This window comes from Streptomyces anthophorae, assembly GCF_049310305.1.
Lineage (GTDB): Bacteria > Actinomycetota > Actinomycetes > Streptomycetales > Streptomycetaceae > Streptomyces.
On the sequence record NZ_JBLWQQ010000001.1, the window covers coordinates 1,663,175 to 1,682,994 of the forward strand.

General features: G+C 71.1%; 19 protein-coding genes and 3 pseudogenes. 5 read left to right on the forward strand and 17 right to left on the reverse strand.

Annotation, left to right across the window (positions count from 1 at the left end; translation table 11 throughout):
- Positions 1 to 27: 27 nt before the first annotated feature.
- From ACNYS0_RS07475 to ACNYS0_RS07490, 4 genes and pseudogenes are all read left to right on the forward strand, one after another.
- Positions 28 to 822 (forward strand): SDR family NAD(P)-dependent oxidoreductase, encoded by a 795-nt coding sequence (locus ACNYS0_RS07475; protein ID WP_422471887.1) that lies wholly within the window; start codon positions 28 to 30, stop codon positions 820 to 822.
- A 367-nt stretch (positions 823 to 1,189) separates the two neighbouring features.
- Positions 1,190 to 1,285: pseudogene (locus tag ACNYS0_RS07480) on the forward strand (TetR/AcrR family transcriptional regulator); the annotation flags it as partial.
- Positions 1,286 to 1,741: 456 nt separating this feature from the next.
- The gene (locus tag ACNYS0_RS07485) at positions 1,742 to 1,867 is read left to right on the forward strand and encodes a hypothetical protein (protein ID WP_422482919.1); all 126 of its coding nucleotides are present in this window, start codon (positions 1,742 to 1,744) and stop codon (positions 1,865 to 1,867) included.
- Between the two features lie 720 nt (positions 1,868 to 2,587).
- Positions 2,588 to 2,764 carry a hypothetical protein gene (locus ACNYS0_RS07490; protein ID WP_422471888.1) on the forward strand — a complete coding sequence of 59 codons (177 nt, stop codon included), beginning with the start codon at positions 2,588 to 2,590 and terminating at the stop codon, positions 2,762 to 2,764.
- Positions 2,765 to 2,925: 161 nt separating this feature from the next.
- Here ACNYS0_RS07490 and ACNYS0_RS07495 read toward each other — a convergent pair whose 3' ends face one another.
- From ACNYS0_RS07495 to ACNYS0_RS07535, 9 genes are read right to left on the reverse strand one after another with little or no spacing between them, the layout of a single operon-like run.
- Positions 2,926 to 3,969, reverse strand: coding sequence for a metallopeptidase TldD-related protein (locus ACNYS0_RS07495; protein WP_422471889.1), 1,044 nt, complete (start codon positions 3,967 to 3,969; stop codon positions 2,926 to 2,928).
- The gene (locus ACNYS0_RS07500; protein ID WP_422471890.1) at positions 3,962 to 5,011 is read right to left on the reverse strand and encodes an aKG-HExxH-type peptide beta-hydroxylase; all 1,050 of its coding nucleotides are present in this window, start codon (positions 5,009 to 5,011) and stop codon (positions 3,962 to 3,964) included. The genes ACNYS0_RS07495 and ACNYS0_RS07500 overlap by 8 nt, the downstream gene beginning before the upstream one ends.
- Positions 5,008 to 5,823: a JmjC domain-containing protein gene (locus tag ACNYS0_RS07505; protein WP_422471891.1), complete on the reverse strand. Its 816-nt coding sequence runs from the start codon at positions 5,821 to 5,823 to the stop codon at positions 5,008 to 5,010. Before ACNYS0_RS07505 ends, ACNYS0_RS07500 begins: the two co-directional genes overlap by 4 nt.
- Positions 5,820 to 6,587, reverse strand: a complete 768-nt coding sequence (locus tag ACNYS0_RS07510) for a hypothetical protein (protein WP_422471892.1) — start codon at positions 6,585 to 6,587, stop codon at positions 5,820 to 5,822. Before ACNYS0_RS07510 ends, ACNYS0_RS07505 begins: the two co-directional genes overlap by 4 nt.
- Entirely contained in the window at positions 6,577 to 7,515 is a 939-nt protein-coding gene (locus ACNYS0_RS07515; RefSeq protein WP_422471893.1) for a multinuclear nonheme iron-dependent oxidase, read from the reverse strand. The genes ACNYS0_RS07510 and ACNYS0_RS07515 overlap by 11 nt, the downstream gene beginning before the upstream one ends.
- The gene (locus ACNYS0_RS07520) at positions 7,515 to 9,437 is read right to left on the reverse strand and encodes a B12-binding domain-containing radical SAM protein (RefSeq protein WP_422471894.1); all 1,923 of its coding nucleotides are present in this window, start codon (positions 9,435 to 9,437) and stop codon (positions 7,515 to 7,517) included. The genes ACNYS0_RS07515 and ACNYS0_RS07520 overlap by 1 nt, the downstream gene beginning before the upstream one ends.
- Positions 9,434 to 10,678 (reverse strand): tetratricopeptide repeat protein, encoded by a 1,245-nt coding sequence (locus ACNYS0_RS07525; RefSeq protein ID WP_422471895.1) that lies wholly within the window; start codon positions 10,676 to 10,678, stop codon positions 9,434 to 9,436. Before ACNYS0_RS07525 ends, ACNYS0_RS07520 begins: the two co-directional genes overlap by 4 nt.
- 4 nt (positions 10,679 to 10,682) lie before the next feature.
- On the reverse strand, positions 10,683 to 12,167 hold the full coding sequence (locus ACNYS0_RS07530) for an MFS transporter (protein WP_422471896.1): 1,485 nt from the start codon (positions 12,165 to 12,167) through the stop codon (positions 10,683 to 10,685).
- A 21-nt stretch (positions 12,168 to 12,188) separates the two neighbouring features.
- On the reverse strand, positions 12,189 to 12,314 hold the full coding sequence (locus tag ACNYS0_RS07535) for a hypothetical protein (protein WP_267884975.1): 126 nt from the start codon (positions 12,312 to 12,314) through the stop codon (positions 12,189 to 12,191).
- Positions 12,315 to 13,511: 1,197 nt separating this feature from the next.
- Here ACNYS0_RS07535 and ACNYS0_RS07540 point away from each other — a divergent pair.
- Positions 13,512 to 13,778: pseudogene (locus ACNYS0_RS07540) on the forward strand (transposase); the annotation flags it as partial.
- Between the two features lie 61 nt (positions 13,779 to 13,839).
- Here the strand turns inward: ACNYS0_RS07540 and ACNYS0_RS07545 are convergent.
- The 8 genes and pseudogenes from ACNYS0_RS07545 to ACNYS0_RS07580 form a co-directional block, all read right to left on the reverse strand.
- A complete protein-coding gene (locus tag ACNYS0_RS07545) occupies positions 13,840 to 14,505 on the reverse strand; it encodes a response regulator transcription factor (RefSeq protein WP_399231958.1) in 666 nt (221 codons plus the stop codon).
- The gene (locus ACNYS0_RS07550; RefSeq protein ID WP_422482494.1) at positions 14,502 to 15,623 is read right to left on the reverse strand and encodes a sensor histidine kinase; all 1,122 of its coding nucleotides are present in this window, start codon (positions 15,621 to 15,623) and stop codon (positions 14,502 to 14,504) included. Before ACNYS0_RS07550 ends, ACNYS0_RS07545 begins: the two co-directional genes overlap by 4 nt.
- Positions 15,624 to 15,724: 101 nt before the next feature.
- A complete protein-coding gene (locus ACNYS0_RS07555) occupies positions 15,725 to 16,261 on the reverse strand; it encodes a hypothetical protein (protein ID WP_422471897.1) in 537 nt (178 codons plus the stop codon).
- 120 nt (positions 16,262 to 16,381) lie between these two features.
- Positions 16,382 to 16,675, reverse strand: a complete 294-nt coding sequence (locus tag ACNYS0_RS07560) for a hypothetical protein (RefSeq protein ID WP_327660063.1) — start codon at positions 16,673 to 16,675, stop codon at positions 16,382 to 16,384.
- A gap of 119 nt (positions 16,676 to 16,794) precedes the next feature.
- The gene (locus ACNYS0_RS07565) at positions 16,795 to 17,004 is read right to left on the reverse strand and encodes a hypothetical protein (RefSeq protein WP_422471898.1); all 210 of its coding nucleotides are present in this window, start codon (positions 17,002 to 17,004) and stop codon (positions 16,795 to 16,797) included.
- Positions 17,005 to 17,387: 383 nt separating this feature from the next.
- Positions 17,388 to 18,008 (reverse strand): annotated as a pseudogene (locus tag ACNYS0_RS07570) (transposase family protein); the annotation flags it as partial.
- A gap of 38 nt (positions 18,009 to 18,046) precedes the next feature.
- Entirely contained in the window at positions 18,047 to 18,535 is a 489-nt protein-coding gene (locus tag ACNYS0_RS07575) for a hypothetical protein (RefSeq protein ID WP_422471899.1), read from the reverse strand.
- 81 nt (positions 18,536 to 18,616) lie between these two features.
- Positions 18,617 to 19,813: a hypothetical protein gene (locus ACNYS0_RS07580; RefSeq protein ID WP_422471900.1), complete on the reverse strand. Its 1,197-nt coding sequence runs from the start codon at positions 19,811 to 19,813 to the stop codon at positions 18,617 to 18,619.
- Positions 19,814 to 19,820: the final 7 nt, after the last annotated feature.

The window sequence follows — 19,820 nt, forward strand, 5'->3', positions numbered from 1 at the left end:
ACCCTCGGCTCACCAGGGAGCATTCATATGTCATCCACGATCCCGTCCACCGCTGTCACCACAACCCGCGAGTCCACCGCGTCCGCCGAGTTCGCCGGCAGAACGGCTCTCGTCACCGGCGCCGCCCGTGGCATCGGCAAGGAGACCGTGGGACTCCTGCACGCCCGCGGTGCGCACGTCGTCGCTCTCGACGTCCGGCCCGAACTGGCGTCGCTGTCAGCGGAGTTCCCCGGCGTCGTGACGGTGACCGGCGATGTCACCGAAGAGGAGACCGCCATCCTCGCCGTGGAGTCCGCCGTCGAGACGTTCGGCGGCCTGGACATCTTGGTGAACAACGCGGGACGCACGCTGAACAAGCCCCTCACGCAGACCACCGCGCAGGACTGGGACGGCGTGATGGGCGTCAACGCCCGCGGCGCCTTCTTCTTCGCCCGGGAGGCCTTCCGCGCCATGGAGAAGCATGGCGGCGGCGCCATGGTGAGCACCGGTTCCTACGCGTCTGCGGTGGGCCTGCCCGAGGGAGTCGTGTACAGCGCGTCGAAGGGCGCGCTGGCCCAGCTGACGAAGGTGCTGGCGCTGGAGGGCGGCCCTGTGGGCATCCGCGCGAACCTTGTCGCGGCGGGTGTCGTCGAAACCGACTTCCTGGACACCTTCCGCGCCGACAGCCGCGCGTACCTCGCGTCCTTCGCGGACGCCCATCCCCTGGGCAGGGTGGCGCAGCCGCGGGAGATCGCGGAGGTTCTGTGCTTCCTGGTCTCGCCGCGCTCCTCCTTCGTCACGGGCGCCGTGCTCGCCGCGGACGGCGGCTTCACCGCGGCCTGAACCGGCGGCGACTCGCGCGGAGCGGCGGGTGCGGGCTGCACGGCATCACACAGGAGCAGATAGGAACGTCCGTTCCCGACGGCGAGGTGCGGCGCGCGCCGGCACGATCCAGGGCGCAGGCAGCGCGTGCTCGACGCCGCCTTGGACGTGCTCGTCGGAGACGGGGTCGCCGGGCTCACGCACCGCAAGGTCGCCGCCCGTGCGGACGTACCGCTGGGCTCCGTCACGTACCACTTCGCGAGCGTGAGCGAACTGTGCACCCAGGCGTTCTCCTGGTACGTCGAGCAGCGGAACGCCGCGTACGAGGCGCTGTTCGCCGAGGTGACCTCTGCACCTGGCCGCGCTGCGGGATCCCGCCCTGCGCGCCCTGACCCAGGAACGGACCAGGTCCAGCCAGGCGGTACTGGCCCGCTTCACCGGGCCGGAGACGGCTCCGCGCCTCGACGCACTGCTGGAAGGGATGATCATGCACGCACTGCTCTCCGCGGAGCGGGAACCACTCGAGGAGACCCGGGCGGCCATCCTGAAGCCGCTCGGCCCGGCCGTCGGACCCGCTACGTGAAAACTCCCATGCAGACCGGTTCGGCCCTGTGCGTGCCGGAAATTGCCTCCGCGCAGGCCGCCTCGGTCAGGGCGTGGCCGTCCGGCATCCAGCGTGATCACGACTTCATGGTCACTGCTCGTCCTTGTCCGTCACCCTCGTGGCGTACGGCTGTTGCGGCGAGCGCCGAGCCCACCTCTTGATCTCCGCTTCGTCAGCAGCTAGTTCGCGGCGACTGCTGATCTGATCCATGACGACCGCGCGAAGGAGGCGACCCCGGATGCATCACTACTCCGACCTCGCCCGCCACGCTCAGCGCAGGGCTGCTTAGCCGCCGCCCCAGCTTCGACCTTCACGTCTTTTTCATCGCCTTCCGGCATGCCACCGCTGCTGTCGCTGCTGTGTCGCTTGCGCTGCGCCGAAGGGGAATGCGGCGCCTGCTCCGTCCTGGTCGCCCGCCCCGGAGTGCACAAGCCCACCGACTGGGTGGCGGTCAACGCCTAATCCGTTTCTAAGGACGTTCTGTAGCGGGCTGGTGCCCTCCCGGGATGTTCGAGTGCAGGACCGTGACGCCTTGATTCAGCCCGGCGGCGAAACGCCTGGCTGCGGCGTCCGGTGCCCTCGCACATCGTCACTGCAATCGCGACAGGTGTTGGCGTGCGTGGGCGTCCGGCGGACTCCTTCGGTCAACCGGATCCTCGAGGTCTTCAGGCAGGCAGAGGGCCGCCGTTCGCCGAGGGCGCTCTCGAAGCGACGGCGGCGGTGGGTGAGGTGCGCGAGCTGGGCATCGCCGCCTTCACCGCCCCGGGGGGGCGGGCACGGAGACGGCCAACTCCTGGTCGTTGTGGGTGTTCCCGCGGGATCCGTGGGAGGGCGTCGCCCCGGTCGCGGTCGTCGACCCGGGAGACCGGCTCGCCGGTCTGACGTCGACCGGCTGCCCGACCACCGACGGCCCGGCCGCGGTCGTCGTCGCCACCAGGTGGACGCCGGAGGTGCGCGACCGCGTGGCGTCCGGCAGGACGGCGATTCTGCTGGCCGACCGGGCGAGCGACGCCCCGCTGCCGCTGCTCCCGGTGCCGTTCTGGCGGGAGTCGGTCCGGGTCTTCGAACCGCACGAGTGCTGGGGCGACTTCCCGCACGAGGGCTGGACGGCGGATCGGGCGACCAGCCCACCGGCATCGCCCGCAATCCGGCCGCCTGCCACCTGCTGGCGAGCTGGGTCCGATGGTTGCGACCCCACCGCCCGGCACCGGGTCGTTCTCCGGACCGGGCCCCGCTCGGCCGGCGGCGCTGCTCTACCTCGGCGACTACGACGCAAGCGGCTCCGCCGTCGAAGGCGACGGGGTGCAACGCACCGACTGCTGGGAGCGGGTGGAACGCGTGCTGCTGGCGGACGGGTAGGTCCTCAAGTACCAGCTGCCGCCGCCCGAGGGGAAGAGGGACGATCCACGCCGGCCCGGGTTCGCCCGCCACTGGGCTTCCACCTTAAGCGCCCCGTCCAGTGGGAGGTCCAAGCGCTGGAACCGGCCGAACTCAAGCGCCTGGTGGTGGATGGGATGTTTTCAGCGCACCGGGGCGGACGTCCGGGCCAGCAGCCGCTCCACCTGCCCGAGCGGCCGGAGGACGCAGCGGCCCAGCAGCAGGGAGGGGCTGATCAAGGTCGAACCGACCTCTTGGCCGTCTTTGACACAGGCGTACGGCGAGCTGTGCACCCGTATCTCGCGCCCCACTGCCGTGATCTGCCGGGCCAGCGCCACCTTGGGTGCGCAGACGGCCACCGGCCCGACGACCTCCGCCGTCCGGCGGCCGCCCCGCACCCGGCGGGCCCACAGCGCCTCGATGATCAGGTGTTCGCGAACGGAGAAGCCGCCGATCGCGGTCCCCAGGACCCAGCCGTCGTCGATCCCTCCGAGCAGTTCGGTCTCGGACCGCGTTCCCGGGTCCACCTCGAGCACGCTGCACCGGGGCACCACCGCTCCGGGCGCACCCCGACCGTGCCCGGTACTGCGTCCCGCGCTCAGCGCACGGGTGGCGCGGTCGGTGAGCAGGCCGGCCCAGCGGCCCTCCCGCACCAGCGGGACGGTACGGGGCGGGATTCCCTCGTCGTCACGGACATAGCTGCCCGCGTAGGGATGTGCCGTCGGGCGGTCCCATACCGTCAGCGGGGCCCGGGTCCACCTGTCGCCGAGGCCCAGGCCGAGCGCCTTGCGGTGGACGAGATAGTTGTCGGCCTCACTGGTGTGCCCGAAGCACTCGTGCACCAGCACTCCGGCCGCCGACGGCGTGAGCAGCGTCGGGCCCGACACCGGTCCGGGCAGCGGGCGGCGTCGAGCCACCAGCGCGCGGTCGTCGAGCAAATGCCCTGTCCCGGAGGCCACTTCGCCGGCCACATAGGCACGGTCGTACGCGGCGACGCCCCATTGCGGCGTGCGGCCGTGCTGCGCGGGTCCGAGCGTGATGCGCACCCGGCACAGCCCGTCCGGTTCGTCGTGGACGATGCGTGCCCGCGGGCCGAGCCGGGTGCGGGCCGTCTCAAGTGCCTCGGACAGGGCCTGTTCCCCGGCAGAGTGCGGGACGGCGGGCAGGCCGGTGGTGCCGTCAGGCATGGTTCAGCCGGCTGATCGCTTCCCGGCACCCCGCGATGATCCGGGCCCCGTGCTCGGTCGGCTCCGCCACTTCGAGAAGGTTCTTCTCGGCGACGCGCAGCTGATCGGTCTTCAGGGCGCAGTAGCGCTCCAGGCGCCCCCGCTCGACCGGGTCGGTCTCGGTCCGCCGATGGCGGTCGGCCGCATGGACGTCGTTGATGAAGGACAGGATCCCGTGGAGGATGTGCCCGAGCGGGCGTTCCGCGTCGACGAACGGCGAATGATGCGTGGCCTGCGGATTGCGCACCACCGCCACGCTGTCGAGGATCCCGCTGAAGCGCTGGTGGGTGGCCTCGTGGACCAGCGTCTGGGCGAGCATGTAGGCGGGCCGCTCACTGGTCAGCACCAGCCCGCGCAGACCGTGAATGCTGAAGTTCAGCGGCCGCAGCCCGCGGTGGTTGCCCAGTGCCGCGAACGCTTGGATGTCGATGGCAGCCATGTCCCGGCCCTCGGGCCACACGGCGGCCAGGGCGTCCGCCCCGGCCCGCACCCTCGCGGCGAAGGCCCGGGCTCGCTCGGCGGCGAGGTCGAGCGGATCCTCGTCGCCCTCGCAGGCCCAGGCGAACAGCTGAGCGGAGCGGGCTCCGACGCCGGTGGTGATCACCGGGGCCGCGGTGCGCCAGGGGCCGAGGTGTACGGAGACCTTCGGCTGCTCCGCGGCCAGGCACCTGCCGAGTTGGTCGAGAAGCTGCGCGGGGTCCGCGTCGGCCATGGTGCTGCGCCAGGTCCAGCCCGTGACATCGGGGCGGACGGCCCAGCTCAGGGCCTCGTCGACGTCCCAGCCGTCCACCAGTTCCAGCACCCGGGAGGGCTCGGAAGCGCCGGGCCGGTCCTCGCGCAGCCGCTTCACTCCGCGCAGCAGCCGCACGAGGTACTGCCGGGCGACGACCCGGTGCAGCTGCTCGTTGGCGGCGACGGCTTCGGCGTCCCCGGCGAGGACGATCAGCGAGAGGTCGGGCAGTCCCTGGGCGGACCTGTCCGCGGCGAGTTCCTTCAGCCTCATGTCTCCCCCTTCGCGGAGCGGGTCACGTTGCGCAGTGCCCGCAGCAGTGCCTCTTCGAGTCGGTCCACGTCGACCCCGGCCAGGGGCAGCGGCTCCCACCAGGCGTCCTCCGCGGCCAGTGCACGCAGCAGCGGTTTGAGGTGGCTGCCCAGCGCACTGCGCGCGTTGTACGAGAAGGAGACGCTGATCGAGCCCTGCGCCGAGCCGTCGGGGCCCTCGACGCCCTCGTGCGGGGCGAACAGCGGGAGGTAGAGGACGTCGCCGGGGTGCAGCACCACCTGCCACGGGGGCTCGGGGAACCGTCCGGAGGGGACGAACCCCTTGGTCTCCAGCATGCGTTTGCGCTGCCGTTCGCGGCCGGTGTGTTCCGGGCGACCGACCAGCCAGCTCTTCGAGCCCTGTTGTTGCACGACAAAGTTGTCGCTGTGGTCGAAGTGGCAGCCGATCCCCGCGCCGCTGCCGCGGGTGACGGACAGGTCGGCCGTGCACTCGTCCCAGCCCATGAGGTCCGCCAACCGTGCGCAGGATGCGGCCAGTTCGGGCATGGTGTGCTGGGCCTGGTTGACGAAGAGCACCGTGCCGTCGGGCCGCCGGTTCACACCGGCTCCCGAGGTGTCGCCGTCCAGCCGCGCCTCCAGCGCCTCGACGTCGGACCACTCCAGGGCCGGGGCGAGGAAGTCCTTGCCGCAGCCGCGCAGTACGAGGGGGCGCCGACGCCAGTGGTCGCGGTAGAAGCGCTCCGGCTCGAACCGGTCGCTCTCGTCGGGCCGTCCGGCGATGGTCACGGTGTCGATCTGCGCCGGCTCGTTCATCGCAGCCCCCATGAGCGCAGGCGGTCCTCCAATGAGGCCCGGACGGACGGCGTGAGCGCGTCCGGTCGGCCGTCGAGGAGGGTGGTCAGGGCGTCGAACAGCGGGCGGCGGGCGGGGCCGATCACGCAGCGCCCGGCGCCGGCCAGGAACATCGTCGGTTTCAGCTGCCATTCGGCGGGCGCCTCGGCGTACTCCCGGAACCCGCACAGCACGTCCCCGTGGAACGCGGTGTCCCGCAGCCCCACATCGAAGGTGGCGTGGGCGCCGGTGGCGACCGCGCGGGTGACGGCGGCGGCGGCCTCGTGGTGGACCAGCGGCTCCAGTTCGCCGGACGGGTCGAGGGCGACGGGCCGTGCGGCCAGGAAGCGGTGGAAGCACTCGGGCAGGGTCGTGCCCCTGCCCCGGGGCGAGAAGGGGACGTCCCGGAACTCCTGGAAGGCCGGCGAGGCGATGAACGCCTCGGCCACCTCGTTGACCGGGACACCGCGCCCCTGCCGCAGCGCGTCCAGCGTCCGGGGGAAGGACACCTTGAGCCCGGGCCCCGTACCGGCGCCACCGGAGACCACTTGGGAGCGGATGTTGCGTCCCACGAGTGCCAGTTCGTACACGTCCACCCGGCCGAACGCGTCACGGAGGTCCTCGTCGAGCGCGACGCGTTCGCCGGCGGGGCCGTCCTCGGCAAACGCGGTGCGAAAGTCCTTGTCGTAGAGCAGGCGGTCCAGTACCCGCAGGATGCGGTCGTGCCTGAGGGTTTCATGCGGCACGGGCGCCATCCTCCTTCCAGGAACGGACGAGGGCGAACAGCCGTTCCGCGTTGGGGCGCGACTTGGGCACCAGCTCTCCCTCGGCGGTGGACTTGGGGTCCTCGTAGGTGACTCCGGCCAGGTTCGGCATCAGCGGCAGCAGGTGCTCGAGCAGGGTGAGCTGCTCGTCGAGCAGCACGCCGTGGTGCAGGTCGCGAAAGCGCCCGTCGACGATCTGACATCCCGACAGATGGACTTCGTGGCAGCGGTCCAGGGGCAGCCCCTCCAGCCCTTCGAACATCCGCTCCCCGGTGCGTCCCCTCAGCCACTGGTAGGCGAGGATGTGACCGATGTCGATGGTCGCCAGGGCACCGGTCTCGCGGATCACCATGTCGTAGAAGGCGAACGCGTCCAGCTCGCCGACGAGGAAGCTGCCTCCTTCGGTGAAGCCGGGGAACTCCACGGACAGCGGGGCGCGCAGTCGCCGCACCCAGTCGGCGACGCCTTCCACGCACCGCCGCAGGCCCTCCGTGGTGAGCACCGGCGGCATGGGGTAGGGCAGGCTGCGGCCGGCCAGGGACCAGATGCCGAGGTCCTCGATGACCCAGCGGAATCCGTAGCGCTCGATGAGCGCGTTGGTGAAGTCCGCGATCGCGGCCCGCTCGTAGTGCTCCGGGCTGCCGGTGTTGAGCAGGGTGTGGTGGAAGGCGCGCGGGCGCCGTGCGCCGAACAGCTCGAAGAGCCGGTCGTACGCCGGGACGTAGCGCTCGGCGGCGAGCGGGCCGTAGTCGATGGGCTGGAAGGCCACGAACATGTAGTCGTAGGCGTGGGCGTTGCGCTCGAGGAACGCGGCCACGTGGTCGGTCGGACGGCCGGAGCCGGTCTTGTCGAAGCCGATCCGCTCCCCCCAGACCAGGTCCATCCCCAGCCCGAGTCCGAGTTTCTCCATCACGCACTCCCCCCTTCGAGGGCGTCGGGTACCGGCGGCTCCGCCACCAGCAGGCGTTTGTCGAGCATCCGGTGCAGCCAGCGGCGGGAGGCCGGGTCGTCGGCAGTGAACCGGCCGTCCCGGTCGGGGGCCAGGGCGGCGGGCACGGCCGCCATCCGAGGCCAGGCCACGTCGGCCAGGTACCAGCGGCCGCCCACCTGCTCCAGGGCGACCGCGAAGCGCGGGCGGGCGGGCGGCGCCGGCTCCGCGGCGAGCCGCCGGTCGGCGGGCGGGCCGTCAAAGGGCGGCCCGCCGGCGCGGTGCGGCAGGTCCGGCCGGCCGGCCCGCTCTGCGTCCGGTACCGCCTCGACGGTCATCCGCAGCAACCGCTGTCGGGCAGCCTCGGTCGCGGTGTCGTCGAGCACCGCTCCCCCGACCCGTCCCGCGGCGAACGCCAGACCGTCGTTGGTGACGAGGGGCTCGTCGTCGGGGCGCTCCCGGTCCGCCCACAGATAACTTCCGGGTTCGGCCACCATCAACTGCATGGTGTCCAAGCCCAGTTCCGCCGGGTGCCGCTGGATCACCCCAACGGTGTCGTGGTGGCCGTCGACGGCGTGCGGATGGTCGTAGCCGTCCATGAAGGACAGGTTGGTGACGATGCCCGCGCGGGTGAGGTTGAGCACGGCTCGTTCCGCGTGGGCCGCGTCCTGTCCCTTGCCCAGGGAGTCGAGGATCTCCTGACGGGCGGTCTCGAATCCCGTCGAGAGCTGCACACAGCCCGAGTCCCGCAGCCGACGGCAGAAGTCGGGGTCGGCGAGCTCCGGCTCCAGCCGCGCCCGGACCCGGAACGTCAGCTCGGCGCCCCTTCGGCGTACCGCCTCCATGACCCGCAGCAGATGCCGCAGCCCGGTGTTCTCGTCGGCCACTGCCACATCGGTGATGCCGAGTTGTTCGGAGAGCGCGATCAGGTGGCCGGCCGCAGTGTCGGGGTGGATCTGCTGGAAGGCCTGGGCGTCGCGGTAGCGGTTGCCGTACGAGCAGAACGTGCATCTGCCCCAGTAGCAGCCGACGGTGAGGCGGTAGGGGAACTGGTGGGCCTGATTGCTGTAGTCGGCGAAGTCGAACTGGCCGAAGTCCGGCATCGACTGGTCGTTGAGCACGAACGCGTCGCGCAGGCCCTCCGCGGCCGGTTCGGGCAGGGGCCCCCGCTCCCGGACCGGAGCCGCCGTGCCTGCGGGCCCCGGCGGCAGGATGTCCGTGAGGAAGTCCTCGCCGTGGCCGAGACACCAGTGGTCCACGGAGCGGGCCGCCTCGGTCCGGCGCCGCAGGAGGGCCGCCCACATCTGTACGGTCGGCCCGCCGAGCGCGATCCTCAGGTCCCGTCGGCGCTGTCTGAGCAGGCTGGTCAGGACGAGGGTGGGAACGACCTGGCTGAAGAAGGGGACGGAGAAGGCCAGCACGCGTGGCCGCTCCTCGTCGAGCACCGCCTCAAGCCGGTCGGTGCACCAGCGCGCCGACCAGGTGTCTCGGGCGGCCTCGACCAGTTTGTCGAGCTGTCCCAGCCGGGGCGCCCCGGAGATGATCCAGCCGTCCCGGGCGGCCCATTGGGCCACATAGCGACCGGTCGCCTGGATGGCGGTCTCCTGGGCGAAACCCGCAGAGCGGTCCCGGGCGGTGCTCAGCAGCAGAGCGCCGTGATCCGATCGGTAGCGCTCGCTGACGCTGCGGTAGATGTCCCCGGCGGTCCGCGCGGGGGCGTCGTCCGGCCGCTCCCGGGCAGGCCCGCGGCGGCCCAGCACCGCGTCGCGGTACTCCAGGTTGAGGTCGAGGGCGCGCACCGTGTGGCCGCGGGCGGTCCAGGCCGCGGTCAGCTGGGGCAGGGCCAGGTAGGGGAACTGCACGGCTTCGCTGACGGGCGGCATGACGAGCAGTACGTCGATCACGCGCCCTCCCCGTCCGGTTCGGCGGCGCCTGGCCCGGTCAGCCGGTCCAGCAGCCGCAGGCGTCCCTCGGCGGTCCGTGCCGTGTCCGCGTCGCCCTCGGCGCGGGCGAGTACCCGTACCGTCTTCCAGACCCCTCTGCGCAGCGGCAACTCGGCGCCCAGAGAACGGAATTCGGACAGGGCGGCGGCCGTTCCCTCCAGGCGGAGGGTGGCTCGGGCGCCCATGATCCGGGCGTGTGCGCCGAGGGTGTCCTGCGGGTCGAGACGGACGGCCTCCCGCAGGTACTCGCGTGCCGTGCGATGGTCGCCCCTGGCGTAATGGGCGGCGCCGATCTTGTAGGCGAGCCAGCTGGAGTGGTAGCCGTACGCGGCCGCCCGCTCGAAGCACTCCTGTGCCCGGTCGGGACTGAGGGCGGCCTGGGCCAGGCCGTGCAGGGCGACGGCGATGCCCTGCTCCGGCCCCCCGTCCTCGTCCGCCGGGCCGGGTCCGGGGGCCGCGGTGCCCCGGTGGACGCGCAGCATCAGGTCCTCCGGCCAGGGGGTGGCGGGCAGGAAGGACGACTCCCGTGCGCGCAGTCCGAGCCGGGCGGCGATGTCCGCTCCCACGGTCCGGTACTCGGAGGGCAGGAAGCCGGACCGGGTCGACCAGGTCATCGCGGCCAGTTCGCCGCCGCAGGCGCCGACGAGTGCGGCCAGATCCTGCGCGGTGTGCTCGAACCCACCGTGTTCGTCGACCAGCCAGTCCAGGTCGATGTCCGTCACGACGTCCGTGTGCACGTGCCGGTCCAGGTGCCGGGCGAGGAGATCAGGCGGTACGACGGCCAGCCGGACGCCGCACAGGGTGACCGTCAGGCAGCACTGCCGCGTCCTGGGCTCGGTCGGTACGCCGCCGGTCGCGATGAGGGACACGGCGTCCACCGCGTGCGCCTGCCAGCCCCGGTACGACCGCCAACTGGGCACCCACACCAGGTCGGTGAGGCCGGCGACGATCGCGGCGGCGGACCAGAAGTCGTCCAGACCGAAAGCACCGGGCACCCCGCGGACCGGGAGCCTGCGCACCAGTTCGGCCGGGGAGGCGCCCCTGTCGGCGGTGGCACGCAGCGCCTCCTCGCCGCCCGGCGCCAGTGGTTTGAGGTCGAGATGGCGGTCGAAGCACACGACCGTACGGCCGTGGTAGGGGCGGTCGGGCCAGAGCGCCGCCACCTCGCCGTGCTCCTCGAAGAGATCGACGTCCACCGGCATCCGATCACCGTTCCACGCGGAGTGCCGGAGCGGCAGGGACGGATGCGGCCGCCGGCGCGGAGGAGAAGCGGCGGACGTCCGGGCGCAGCATCACCGCGGCGGTCGAGACCAGTACGAGGGCGCCGCCCCACAGCATGATCGTGCGAGGGTCGGTGAAGCGGAGCAGGGCAGCGCCGAGGAGCTGGCCGAGCGGCAGGGAGGCAAAGGAGAAGAAGAAGTCCGCCGAGAAGGCGCGGCCGTGCAGTTCCTCCGGAACGTCCCTGCGCAGTCCCGTCATCTTGACCACGTCGAACGCCTGCTGCCCGATGCCGCCCGCGACGAAGGCGGCGGTCAGCAACACGAGCGAGCCGCTCGCCACCGGCGCCAGCACGGTCAGGCCGTACAGCGCGAGCAGGGCGAGTGCGTACAGGCCTCGGCGGGGGCCGCCGATCCTGCCGCCGACCAGCGCTCCGACGGCGCTGCCGATGGCGAAGGCCCCCAGGACGAATCCGTAGAGGGTCGCGCTGTGCCCGCGCTCGACCAGGAAGACGGGCAGGGCGACCATCCAGGGGCCGACGGCGAACACCACGTGGACGACGGCGAGGAGCTGCACACTGCGCAGCCAGGGGATGCGCCACAGGACGGCCAGCCCTTGCAGGGCGGAGCGCAGGAGGGACGGCTCGGGCTCGCCCGGGCCGTCGCCATCGGGGCGGGATGTCTCCGGCTCTTCGCGGGTGGGGTCCGGTTTCTCCGCCGAGGCGCCGGCCCGGGAACCCGCGAGGAGGTGCGCGCCCGCCCAGCGCGTGGCGACGGCGGACAGGCCGAAGGCGACCGCGGCGAGGACGGCGCCGGCGGACGAGCCGAGCCCGGCGACCACGGCCGCGGCCAGGGCCGGGCCGACCATCCCCGAGGCGTTGCGCAGGCCTTCCAGGAGTCCGTAGGCGGCGGTGACCTCGGCGTCCTCGGCGGGCGCGGGGCCTTCGGCGGTCCCGTCCGTGGCCGTCGGGCCCGTCCCGTCGAGGACGCGGGGCGCGATGACCAGCAGGGCGGGTTCGCTCACCGCCTCGCACAGACCGACGAGCACAGCGACGGCCACGACGACGGCGTCCAGCCGTCCGCCCCACACAAGGGCGAGTACGGCCAGGGCGACGACCCGCGTGGAGTCCGCGACGACTGCGGCCCGCACCGGATCGAATCGGTCCAGGAGCGCACCGCTGAAGAGGACGACACCCCCCAGTGCGACAAAACGCGCGGCGAACACCGCGCCGATGGTCTCCGCGGGAGTTCCCGCCTTCGCGGCGGCCACCACGACAATGATGGGAAAAAACGCGTCGCCGATAAGAGAAACAATCTGACCGGAACAGAGGCCGGCGAAACGCCGATGCCGGAACAACCGAAAATAAATTCCCACCGGGGCCGTGAAACCTTTCTGGCAGAACGCGCCGAGCGCTGTACGCACCATCTCACCGCACCGGTGGGCGGGCCGGTCGCCCGTCCCGCCCACCGGCATCACGCCTGACTGGCGTTGGCGCTAGCTCCTGAAACGGAACGCGTGGAACGCGACGCTGTCGTCGAGGTCCTCCGCCTCCAGAACCTCCAGAGAGTCGAGGTCCTCAATCTCCTCAAGGATCTTCTGCTCGTCGTTCGACTCGCGCATTTTCCCTCCCTCAGAATACGGCGCGCCAGGCCGCCCCCGTCGCGCTCCCAAATGAGCGTAACGACACCCCTCGGGAATCCACAGAAGGCATTAAAGGGTTGGCCGAAAACAGCGAGAAGAGACACATGTTTAACAGGCTGAACACCGGTTTCACACAGCCAGAAGGACAAGGAAAACGGAATCCATAAATCCATAAACAGCCAAATGGCCGATTTTGATCGCTTCCGCCATACCTCCGGAGGAAACACCGGCTTCCCGCTCCCCGCTCCCCGCTCCCCGCTCCCCGCTCCCCAACAGCGTGATCGCCATCGCCTCCAACGGGCGGTTCTCCGCCTCTGGACGCACGTCTTCCCGGTCACGACCGGCACACTGCTCGCATGGCACGGCAAGTTGGTCGCCCGTCGGTGGGACCACTCCCAGTAGCGCCGCGGTCCAGGACGGCCGCGAACCGGCCCGGCTCGGACACTCGATCGCCGCCTTCGACGCCGTGTTCCAGGACGAGAACCTAGAGATCATCAAGACGCCGGTCCGCGCACCGAGGCGAACACCACTGCGAGAGAGCCACCGGCACCCTCCGTCGAGAGGTCCTCCATCACGTCTTCGTCCTCGACGAGGCCGATACGCGCCAGGTCCGAGCCGAATACAGAGGCGCTACAACGCGCACCGCGCCCACCGCAGCGGCGATGAATATTCGAGCCCACAGGATCAGGCCTCATGACATGCCGTCACGGCCCGTGCTCGGCGGCAGGCGGCAGGCGGCAGGCGGCAGGCGGCAGGCGGCAGGCGGCAACGAAGCGCGCGGGGCGGCGCGCCAGTTGTCGATGTCGCCGCAGCCGACTCGCCGCCGATCTACAGCGGCATCAGGGAGTGGACGTCCTGCTGGACTGTTCCTGCACCTGTGCGTGCCGGAAATTACATCCGCACAATCCGCTCCCCCGCGCAACGCTGCGCCGACTCCGGCTCCTGGTCAGCCCGGACACCGTCCTGCGCTGGCACCGCGAGCTACTCAAGCACCGCCACGCCCGCGCATGTATCAGGCGACGCCCCGGCCGCCCCCGCACTCACGCCTCGATCCGCCGCCTGACACTCCGCCTCGCCACCGAGAACCCTGGCCGGGGATACCGTCGCACCCACGGCGAATTCGCCCTCTTCGGCATCCGAGTCGCACCATCTCCACCCTGTGGGAAATCCTCAAACATGCCTCGTCCCTATCCTCCGGAGTTCCGGGCGCGGGCCATCGCCCTGGTCCGGGCCGGCAAGCAGGCCAAGCAGACCGCGGTCGAACTCGGTATCCATCCCGTCACGTTGTCGAAGTGGTTGCGGCAGGACGACATCAACCACGGGCGGCGGCCGGGAACGCCGTCGAGCGAGTCGGCCGAGCTGCGGGCCGCGCGCCGGCGGATCCGCGAGCTGGAGACCGAGCTGGGGATCGTCCGGCAGGCGGCGAAGTTCCTCGGCGAGGACAGGCCCGCGCGTGTCGGCGGGCCCCGGTCGGACCTGTGGCGTGGCCCTCCGTACGGGCGTGTCAGGCCAGACCCGCGGCGATGGCGCGGCGGACGGCGTCGGCGCGGTCGCGAATGTCGGCCTTGGCGAACAGGTTGTTGATGTGGGTCTTGACCGTGGCCTCGCTGATGAACAGCTTCTCGGCGATGGCTCGATTGGGCAGGCCCTGGCCGATGAGCGTCAGGACCTCGCGCTCGCGCGGTGTGATGTCCGCGGGCAGCGATTGGGTGGCGGCCGGCGCGGTGGTGCGTACCGTGGCCAGGAGCCGGTCCTGGACCTCGCGGTCGAGGACGGACTGACCGGCGGCGGCCGCGCGGATCGCCCGGAGGATGTCCTGCCGCCCGGCGTTCTTGGTCAGGTACCCGCGGGCTCCGGCGCTCAGGGCGGCCAGGATGGAGTCGTCGTCGGCGAAGGTGGTCAGCACGACCACCGCCACACCGGGGTGTTCCTCACTCAGCCTGCGGGTGGCCTCGATGCCGTCCATCTGAGGCATCCGCAGATCCATCAGCACCACGTCGACCGGCCCGGCCGCCACCGCGGCCAGCACTTCGGTGCCATTGGCCGCGGCCAAGATCACGTCGATGTCCTCGGACAGGGCGAGCACCGCGGCCAGAGGCTCACGGACGGCGGCCTGGTCGTCGGCGACGATCACTCTCAACCGGCTCTGCTGATCGGCCTGTTCACTCATCGGGGAACACTCTCATCCGGGATCACTGCCTCCACCTGCCAGCCGCCTGCGTCCGGTCCTTCCGGCACCGGTCCCGCTGTAAGGGTGCCATCCAGCAGGGCGACCCGTTCGCGCATCCCGATCAGCCCCATCCCGCTGCCGAGTCCCGCGGTCACTTCACGGGTGGCCGGCCCGTTGCGGACCGTCAGCGTCGTCGACGCCTCCGCGAACGTCAGCCGCACCGCGACGGTCGCGCCGGGGGCGTGCCGCCCGGCGTTGGTCAGGGCCTCCTGCGCGATCCGCAGCAGATTCTGGGTGCCTCCCGCCGAGAGCGGCCGGACGGGGCCGATGACCGTGAGCGCGTCCCGGTGGCCGGACGACTCCAGCATCGCGGTCAGGGTCGCGACCAGCGGCAGTGCGTCCTCGCGCAGCGCGTGCACCGTCCACTGCGCCTGCTTGAGGCTCTCCTTGACCATGCTGTGCGCCTTGTGGTTCGCCTCGCGGACCTTGTCCAGGTCGCCGGTTTCCAGCAGCGCGTCGGCGAGCTCCAGTTGCATGTTGATCCCCGCCAGCGAGTGCGCCAGCACGTCGTGCACGTCTCGGGCGATCCGGCTGCGCTCGGTCAGCACGGCGGTCCGGGCCTCGGCTCGTGCGGCACGCTCGGAGGACTCGGCCGCGACGATCACCGCCTCCAGCGCGCGCTGCTTGCTCCGGCTGAGGATGCCCGCCACCACAGGAAGGCCCGTGGTGAGTCCCAGGCCCCATGCCAGCTGGTGGTGTCCCGGGCCGAAGTGGAAGTGGAGCACCGCGGCGCACAGGAGACTGCTGGACGCGGCCAGCGGGAGGGACCACTTGAGCGGGAAGCGGTAGCCGATGTGGCCGACGAGGAAGTAGGCGAACAGATAGCTGGAGCCGGTGCGACTGACCCCGATCAACGCGGCGGACGCGACGACACCCAGTGACATCCCTACGAGGACGACGCGCGGGGAGAACCTGGCTTCGGGCAGCTGACGGACCAGCAGCGCGGCCGAGCACAGCACGAGGAGCGCGGCGACCGCGAGGCCCCGGCCGCTGAGGCCGAGGGGGCGGACCGTCAGGAAGCCGCTGGCGATGACCACGAGCGTGACGGCCCAGTGCATCCTGGGGTCTCTGCGGGGAAGCGCCGGGTGCCCGGACTCCGGGGCGGGCGCGGGGTCCGGACGGCGCTCAGGTACTGGCACGGCGCGACGATAGCCCACGATCAGGCGCTGCGATCGACGCTCAGGGCAGGACGCGTCTCCGGCGCCGGCCGCCCGGCCACCATGCGGCCGCGTACGAAGATGGTGGCCAGCCGGGTGACGACCTCGGTGAGGGCCATGAGGACGAACGCGGCGACCCACGCCTGGTCGCTGGTGATCTGGTGGGTGATGCTGAAGCGGGCGACGTAGTCGCCGCCGCCGTGCTCGGTCCACAGCTGGAATCCCATGCGCGCGCCCATGCCGATCACCCAGAGCACCGCCGAGACCGCGCCGGCCTTGATCAGGACGTGCTCCCCGGAGACCCGGACCCTGGTGTAGACGCCGCCGGCGATGCCGAGTGCGGCGCCCGTGGCCACCAGGGTGCCGATCAGCACCAGGTCGTTGCCCCCGGTCGGTACGGATTCGAGGTACTGGTGGGCCACGAAGGCCACGATCCCCAGCGGGATGAGGAAGGTCCGCCAGTCCAGCCGGCCCTCCCGCAGCTGCCGGAAAACGACAAGGAGGAGAGCGATGTCGGTGATCCACTCGGTCGTAGTCATGCCCATAAGACTGCTGCGGCCATGCCTCGACCACCTGGACCCATGGGTGGACCTCCGGGTGGACATCGGTCGGCCGGAAGTGGAACAACCCCCACGGTGTCCGTCAGCCGGACGGCGCGGTTACTGCACCGCGCCGTCCGGAATGCACACGTACCCCTGGCCCCATGCGTTCCGTTCCACGTGACTGGGTTCCGTGGAGCCGAGGCAGAAGAGCCATGCCTCGCGGTAGGACGGGTTCGTCAGGATCAGCTCCTGCTCGTCCTCATCGGCGCGGACAAGGCTGTCGTACGCCTCGTTGGACAGGACGACCGTGCCGGTGCCCGGCTCGGGGTCGGCGGCCGGAGCCGGGGTGGAGCAGGCGACGGAGGCGGCCAGGGCCAGGAGGAGGGCGCCGGTGGCGGAGCGGATGTGCATCTGGGAGTTCTCCCTGTTTCGACGACGACGGGACATCGCCTGCTCAACCCCGCACTCCCGGCTTGGTCACGCTCCGGACCACCGGGTGGCCTGAAGAAGACACCCCACGAAGTCGCCTGCTACGCCTGCCGCTTCACGTACGTGACCGCGATCATGCCGGCGGAGAAGACGACCGGCACGACCGCCCCACCTGAAGCGACAGCGGCGAGCGGGGACTGTCCGAGAGCGGCAAGACCGATCCCGGAGGTGAGCCCGATGATGACGGAGATCAGAGCGACGACCACTACGTGGTGCACGCGGTGGTCGCAGGTGGAAGTGTTTGCGGACAAGAAGGGCCCTCCACGGCATCGTCAGAGCGCCGTCACGGATACCGGGGCAGGAGTCGTCCCGCTGCCGGGGCCGTGTCACGACGTCGCCGCCCGATGGGCGTCGCCACAGGAGAGCGCCGGCCAGGCGCCCCTATAGGTACTCTGCAGCCGCGCCTCGACGGTTCGCCGTCCGCACCGATGCACCGTGCCTTTCAAGGGTCTCGTCAACTGCGTACACACTAACCAACGCCACTGACATCCGGCCGAGTTGCCGTGACATCCCCGGGCCCCACGACGGCCCCGGGCGGTGCCCATCGCATGGCCCCGCCCTACGCGCCGACGCCGAGCCGCACCGCAGACCTCCATCCGGGCCACGACAGCCAACTAGATCCTCGACAAGGTCGCTGCCTGTGCGAACGGTTGTGTTCCTTCTTCGAGTCGGGCAGCTCCTCACCGGCCCTGCGGCGGTGCGGCATCACGAGTCCGGTGTCCGGACAGCCGCCATGGGCGATCGTCATGGTGTTGCCGACGGCGGCCTTTGCCCCGGATTCCTGCCACGCCTTGCAATCGTTCCGGTTGCCCGGCAACGGCCGGCCGACCACGACGACCAGACGGGTGTCGGCTTCGATGACGACTTGGTGATTGGTGGAGTACCGATAGTTCTTGGCCTGTTCGGCGAGCGTGTGGTCTCGGGTAGGGACGAGAGTGCCGTCCACGATGAGCACCGTGTCTTTACGGAACCGCTTGCGGGACCGGAGCGCAAGCGACGGCCCGAGATGGTCGATGATGCGGTCGGCCGTGGACTTCAAGATGCCGAACGGCGGGGCCAGCTGGCGCAGCGTCAAGTTCGTGCGCCGGTATGCGTTCACCAGCATCACGCGGTCTTCCAGCGGAAGGCTCCAGGGACGGCCTTTGCGCACCGGCTCCACGCCTTCGCGGCGCAACGCCGTGATCAGCTTGCGGAAGCAGGACGGGCTCGGCCCGGAAAACGGGGTTGTCCAGGAGGGTTCCGACGCCGTGATCACACCAGCAACGGCAAGATCGTCTCACCCGCCGTCCCGCCTCACGGAGGTGCCGGGGAATCCCCGGCCGCGCGTCGCTGTCCGGGCCACAGGTCGTCATACGAGGCGTCCATGAACTGCACCTGCGGCCCACGCAGTGACGACACGTTGGCTATCTCGCCTCGGGCCGCCTCAGCGAGGCGCGCCGCATAACGATGCGTAGCGCCCCGCAGAGACTCGCTTCTGGCCGTCAGGTCGATCTCCGCCTGCGCAAGCCACAGGTCATCGACGAGTTGGTCGAGCACGGGATCCGCGACGGTCCCGCCATTAAACGGCAGCGTGAACGCGGCCTTCTCCACCTGCGACGCGATGCTCACGAACTTCAGGATCACGTTCTTCAGCTCCGCACGGTGCGCGGCCGACTCCTGCATCTCAAGCTGCCGGCCGCTTGCTCGCGACACCAGGTACTGGCCGAATAGTGACCCGACTGCACCGAGCGCAACGCCTGCCAGAGACAACAGCGCCGGCCCCAAGGTTCCCCAAGATCCCATGACAGGAGTCTCTCAACTCACCGCTTGAGAGCGACGGACTGCCCATGGACCACCCACGCCCGGGCAGATATGGGACGGACCTTAGGCGGAAGGCGGGGAGAGCGGGGAGGGCGTGGCGGCAGACAGGGCGCCGAGCACGTACGGCAGGTCCTCGCTGCCCGCGCCGATCAGTATGCGCGCGCCGGGCACCGGTCCGTCCAGTGCCTCGCACTCGGCGACGAGCCCGAATTGCGCCTCCTCCGCCCCGTCCGTGCGCCCGTAGCGGCCGAACCGCAGCCGCAGCGGATCGTCACGGTGCGGTGGCCGCACCCGAACCAGGCGCAGAGTGCCGGGGAAGAGCCGCATCCCGAAACTGCCGGTGCCGGCGGCCGGTCCGGATACGGCGGCAAGCCCCTGCGGCCCGGTCCGCAGCCATCCCATCGACAGCAGCTGCCACGGGCCCGGACCCCACACGGTGCCCTGGAAGCGGCGCTCGGCCACCGGCGCGATGGGCTCCATCCGCGCCAGTGCCGGCAGCTTCCGCCGCATCAACCGGATCGCCCAGCAGGCCATGCCCATCGCGCTCACCGCACCCACGGCACCCGCGGTCCACGCCATCGTCCAGGGCCGGTTCTCCGCGAACATCGCGCCGAGGGCCCCGCCCAGCCCTGCCATGATGAACGTCGCCCCTGGCACCACCGTCTGCCACGGCCAGTTCAACCGGGACACGCCCCCACGTCCGATCCGCCACAGGCCCGACCACAGGAACGCCGCGCCCAGCCCGGCGAGGGCCGCCCCGAACGCGGCGGGGAGCACGAACTCCCGGCCCGGGTAGTGCGCTGTGCGCAGCGTCAGCTGCTCACCGCCCGCCGACACATCCAGCAGCCGCACCGAATCGCGCCACCAGAACAGGGTTGCCCTTCCGCGACCGTCGGCGGCTTCGACAAGGTCCCGGTCCGCGGAGTCGATGTCCAGTTTGATGGCCAGCGTGCGCCCGCCGGACCGGCCGAACTCGAACTCGTAGCGGGCCCCGGTCTTCTTGTTCAGCTTCAGCAGCACCTCGTCCACTGCCACTTGCTCCGCCCGCATGCAGAACGGCTCCCGGTACCGGTCCCCGCACACCTTCAGCCTGCCGGTGTCCCGCCCTTGGGCGTCGTGTATCGCCAGGCGTGGGAAGTCGAGGTCGGCGGAGCGGTCACGCTCCGCGCTCCGTGCCAGCTGCCACGCCGCCCCCAGCAGCACGACGGCCAACACCACCCGCACCGCCCCCCAGACCACGTCATGCACTCGCCCGCGCACCGGCCAC

Excerpts from the sequence above, each read along its gene's own strand:
- ACNYS0_RS07475 (WP_422471887.1), top strand. The coding sequence starts at position 28 with ATGTCATCCACGATCCCGTCCACCGCTGTCACCACAACCCGCGAGTCC.
- ACNYS0_RS07485 (WP_422482919.1), top strand. The coding sequence starts at position 1,742 with ATGCCACCGCTGCTGTCGCTGCTGTGTCGCTTGCGCTGCGCCGAAGGG.
- ACNYS0_RS07490 (WP_422471888.1), top strand. The coding sequence starts at position 2,588 with ATGGTTGCGACCCCACCGCCCGGCACCGGGTCGTTCTCCGGACCGGGC.
- ACNYS0_RS07495 (WP_422471889.1), bottom strand. The coding sequence starts at position 3,969 with ATGCCTGACGGCACCACCGGCCTGCCCGCCGTCCCGCACTCTGCCGGG.
- ACNYS0_RS07500 (WP_422471890.1), bottom strand. The coding sequence starts at position 5,011 with ATGAGGCTGAAGGAACTCGCCGCGGACAGGTCCGCCCAGGGACTGCCC.
- ACNYS0_RS07505 (WP_422471891.1), bottom strand. The coding sequence starts at position 5,823 with ATGAACGAGCCGGCGCAGATCGACACCGTGACCATCGCCGGACGGCCC.
- ACNYS0_RS07515 (WP_422471893.1), bottom strand. The coding sequence starts at position 7,515 with ATGGAGAAACTCGGACTCGGGCTGGGGATGGACCTGGTCTGGGGGGAG.
- ACNYS0_RS07525 (WP_422471895.1), bottom strand. The coding sequence starts at position 10,678 with ATGCCGGTGGACGTCGATCTCTTCGAGGAGCACGGCGAGGTGGCGGCG.
- ACNYS0_RS07530 (WP_422471896.1), bottom strand. The coding sequence starts at position 12,167 with ATGCCGGTGGGCGGGACGGGCGACCGGCCCGCCCACCGGTGCGGTGAG.
- ACNYS0_RS07535 (WP_267884975.1), bottom strand. The coding sequence starts at position 12,314 with ATGCGCGAGTCGAACGACGAGCAGAAGATCCTTGAGGAGATTGAGGAC.
- ACNYS0_RS07545 (WP_399231958.1), bottom strand. The coding sequence starts at position 14,505 with ATGAGTGAACAGGCCGATCAGCAGAGCCGGTTGAGAGTGATCGTCGCC.
- ACNYS0_RS07550 (WP_422482494.1), bottom strand. The coding sequence starts at position 15,623 with ATGCACTGGGCCGTCACGCTCGTGGTCATCGCCAGCGGCTTCCTGACG.
- ACNYS0_RS07555 (WP_422471897.1), bottom strand. The coding sequence starts at position 16,261 with ATGACTACGACCGAGTGGATCACCGACATCGCTCTCCTCCTTGTCGTT.
- ACNYS0_RS07560 (WP_327660063.1), bottom strand. The coding sequence starts at position 16,675 with ATGCACATCCGCTCCGCCACCGGCGCCCTCCTCCTGGCCCTGGCCGCC.
- ACNYS0_RS07575 (WP_422471899.1), bottom strand. The coding sequence starts at position 18,535 with ATGGGATCTTGGGGAACCTTGGGGCCGGCGCTGTTGTCTCTGGCAGGC.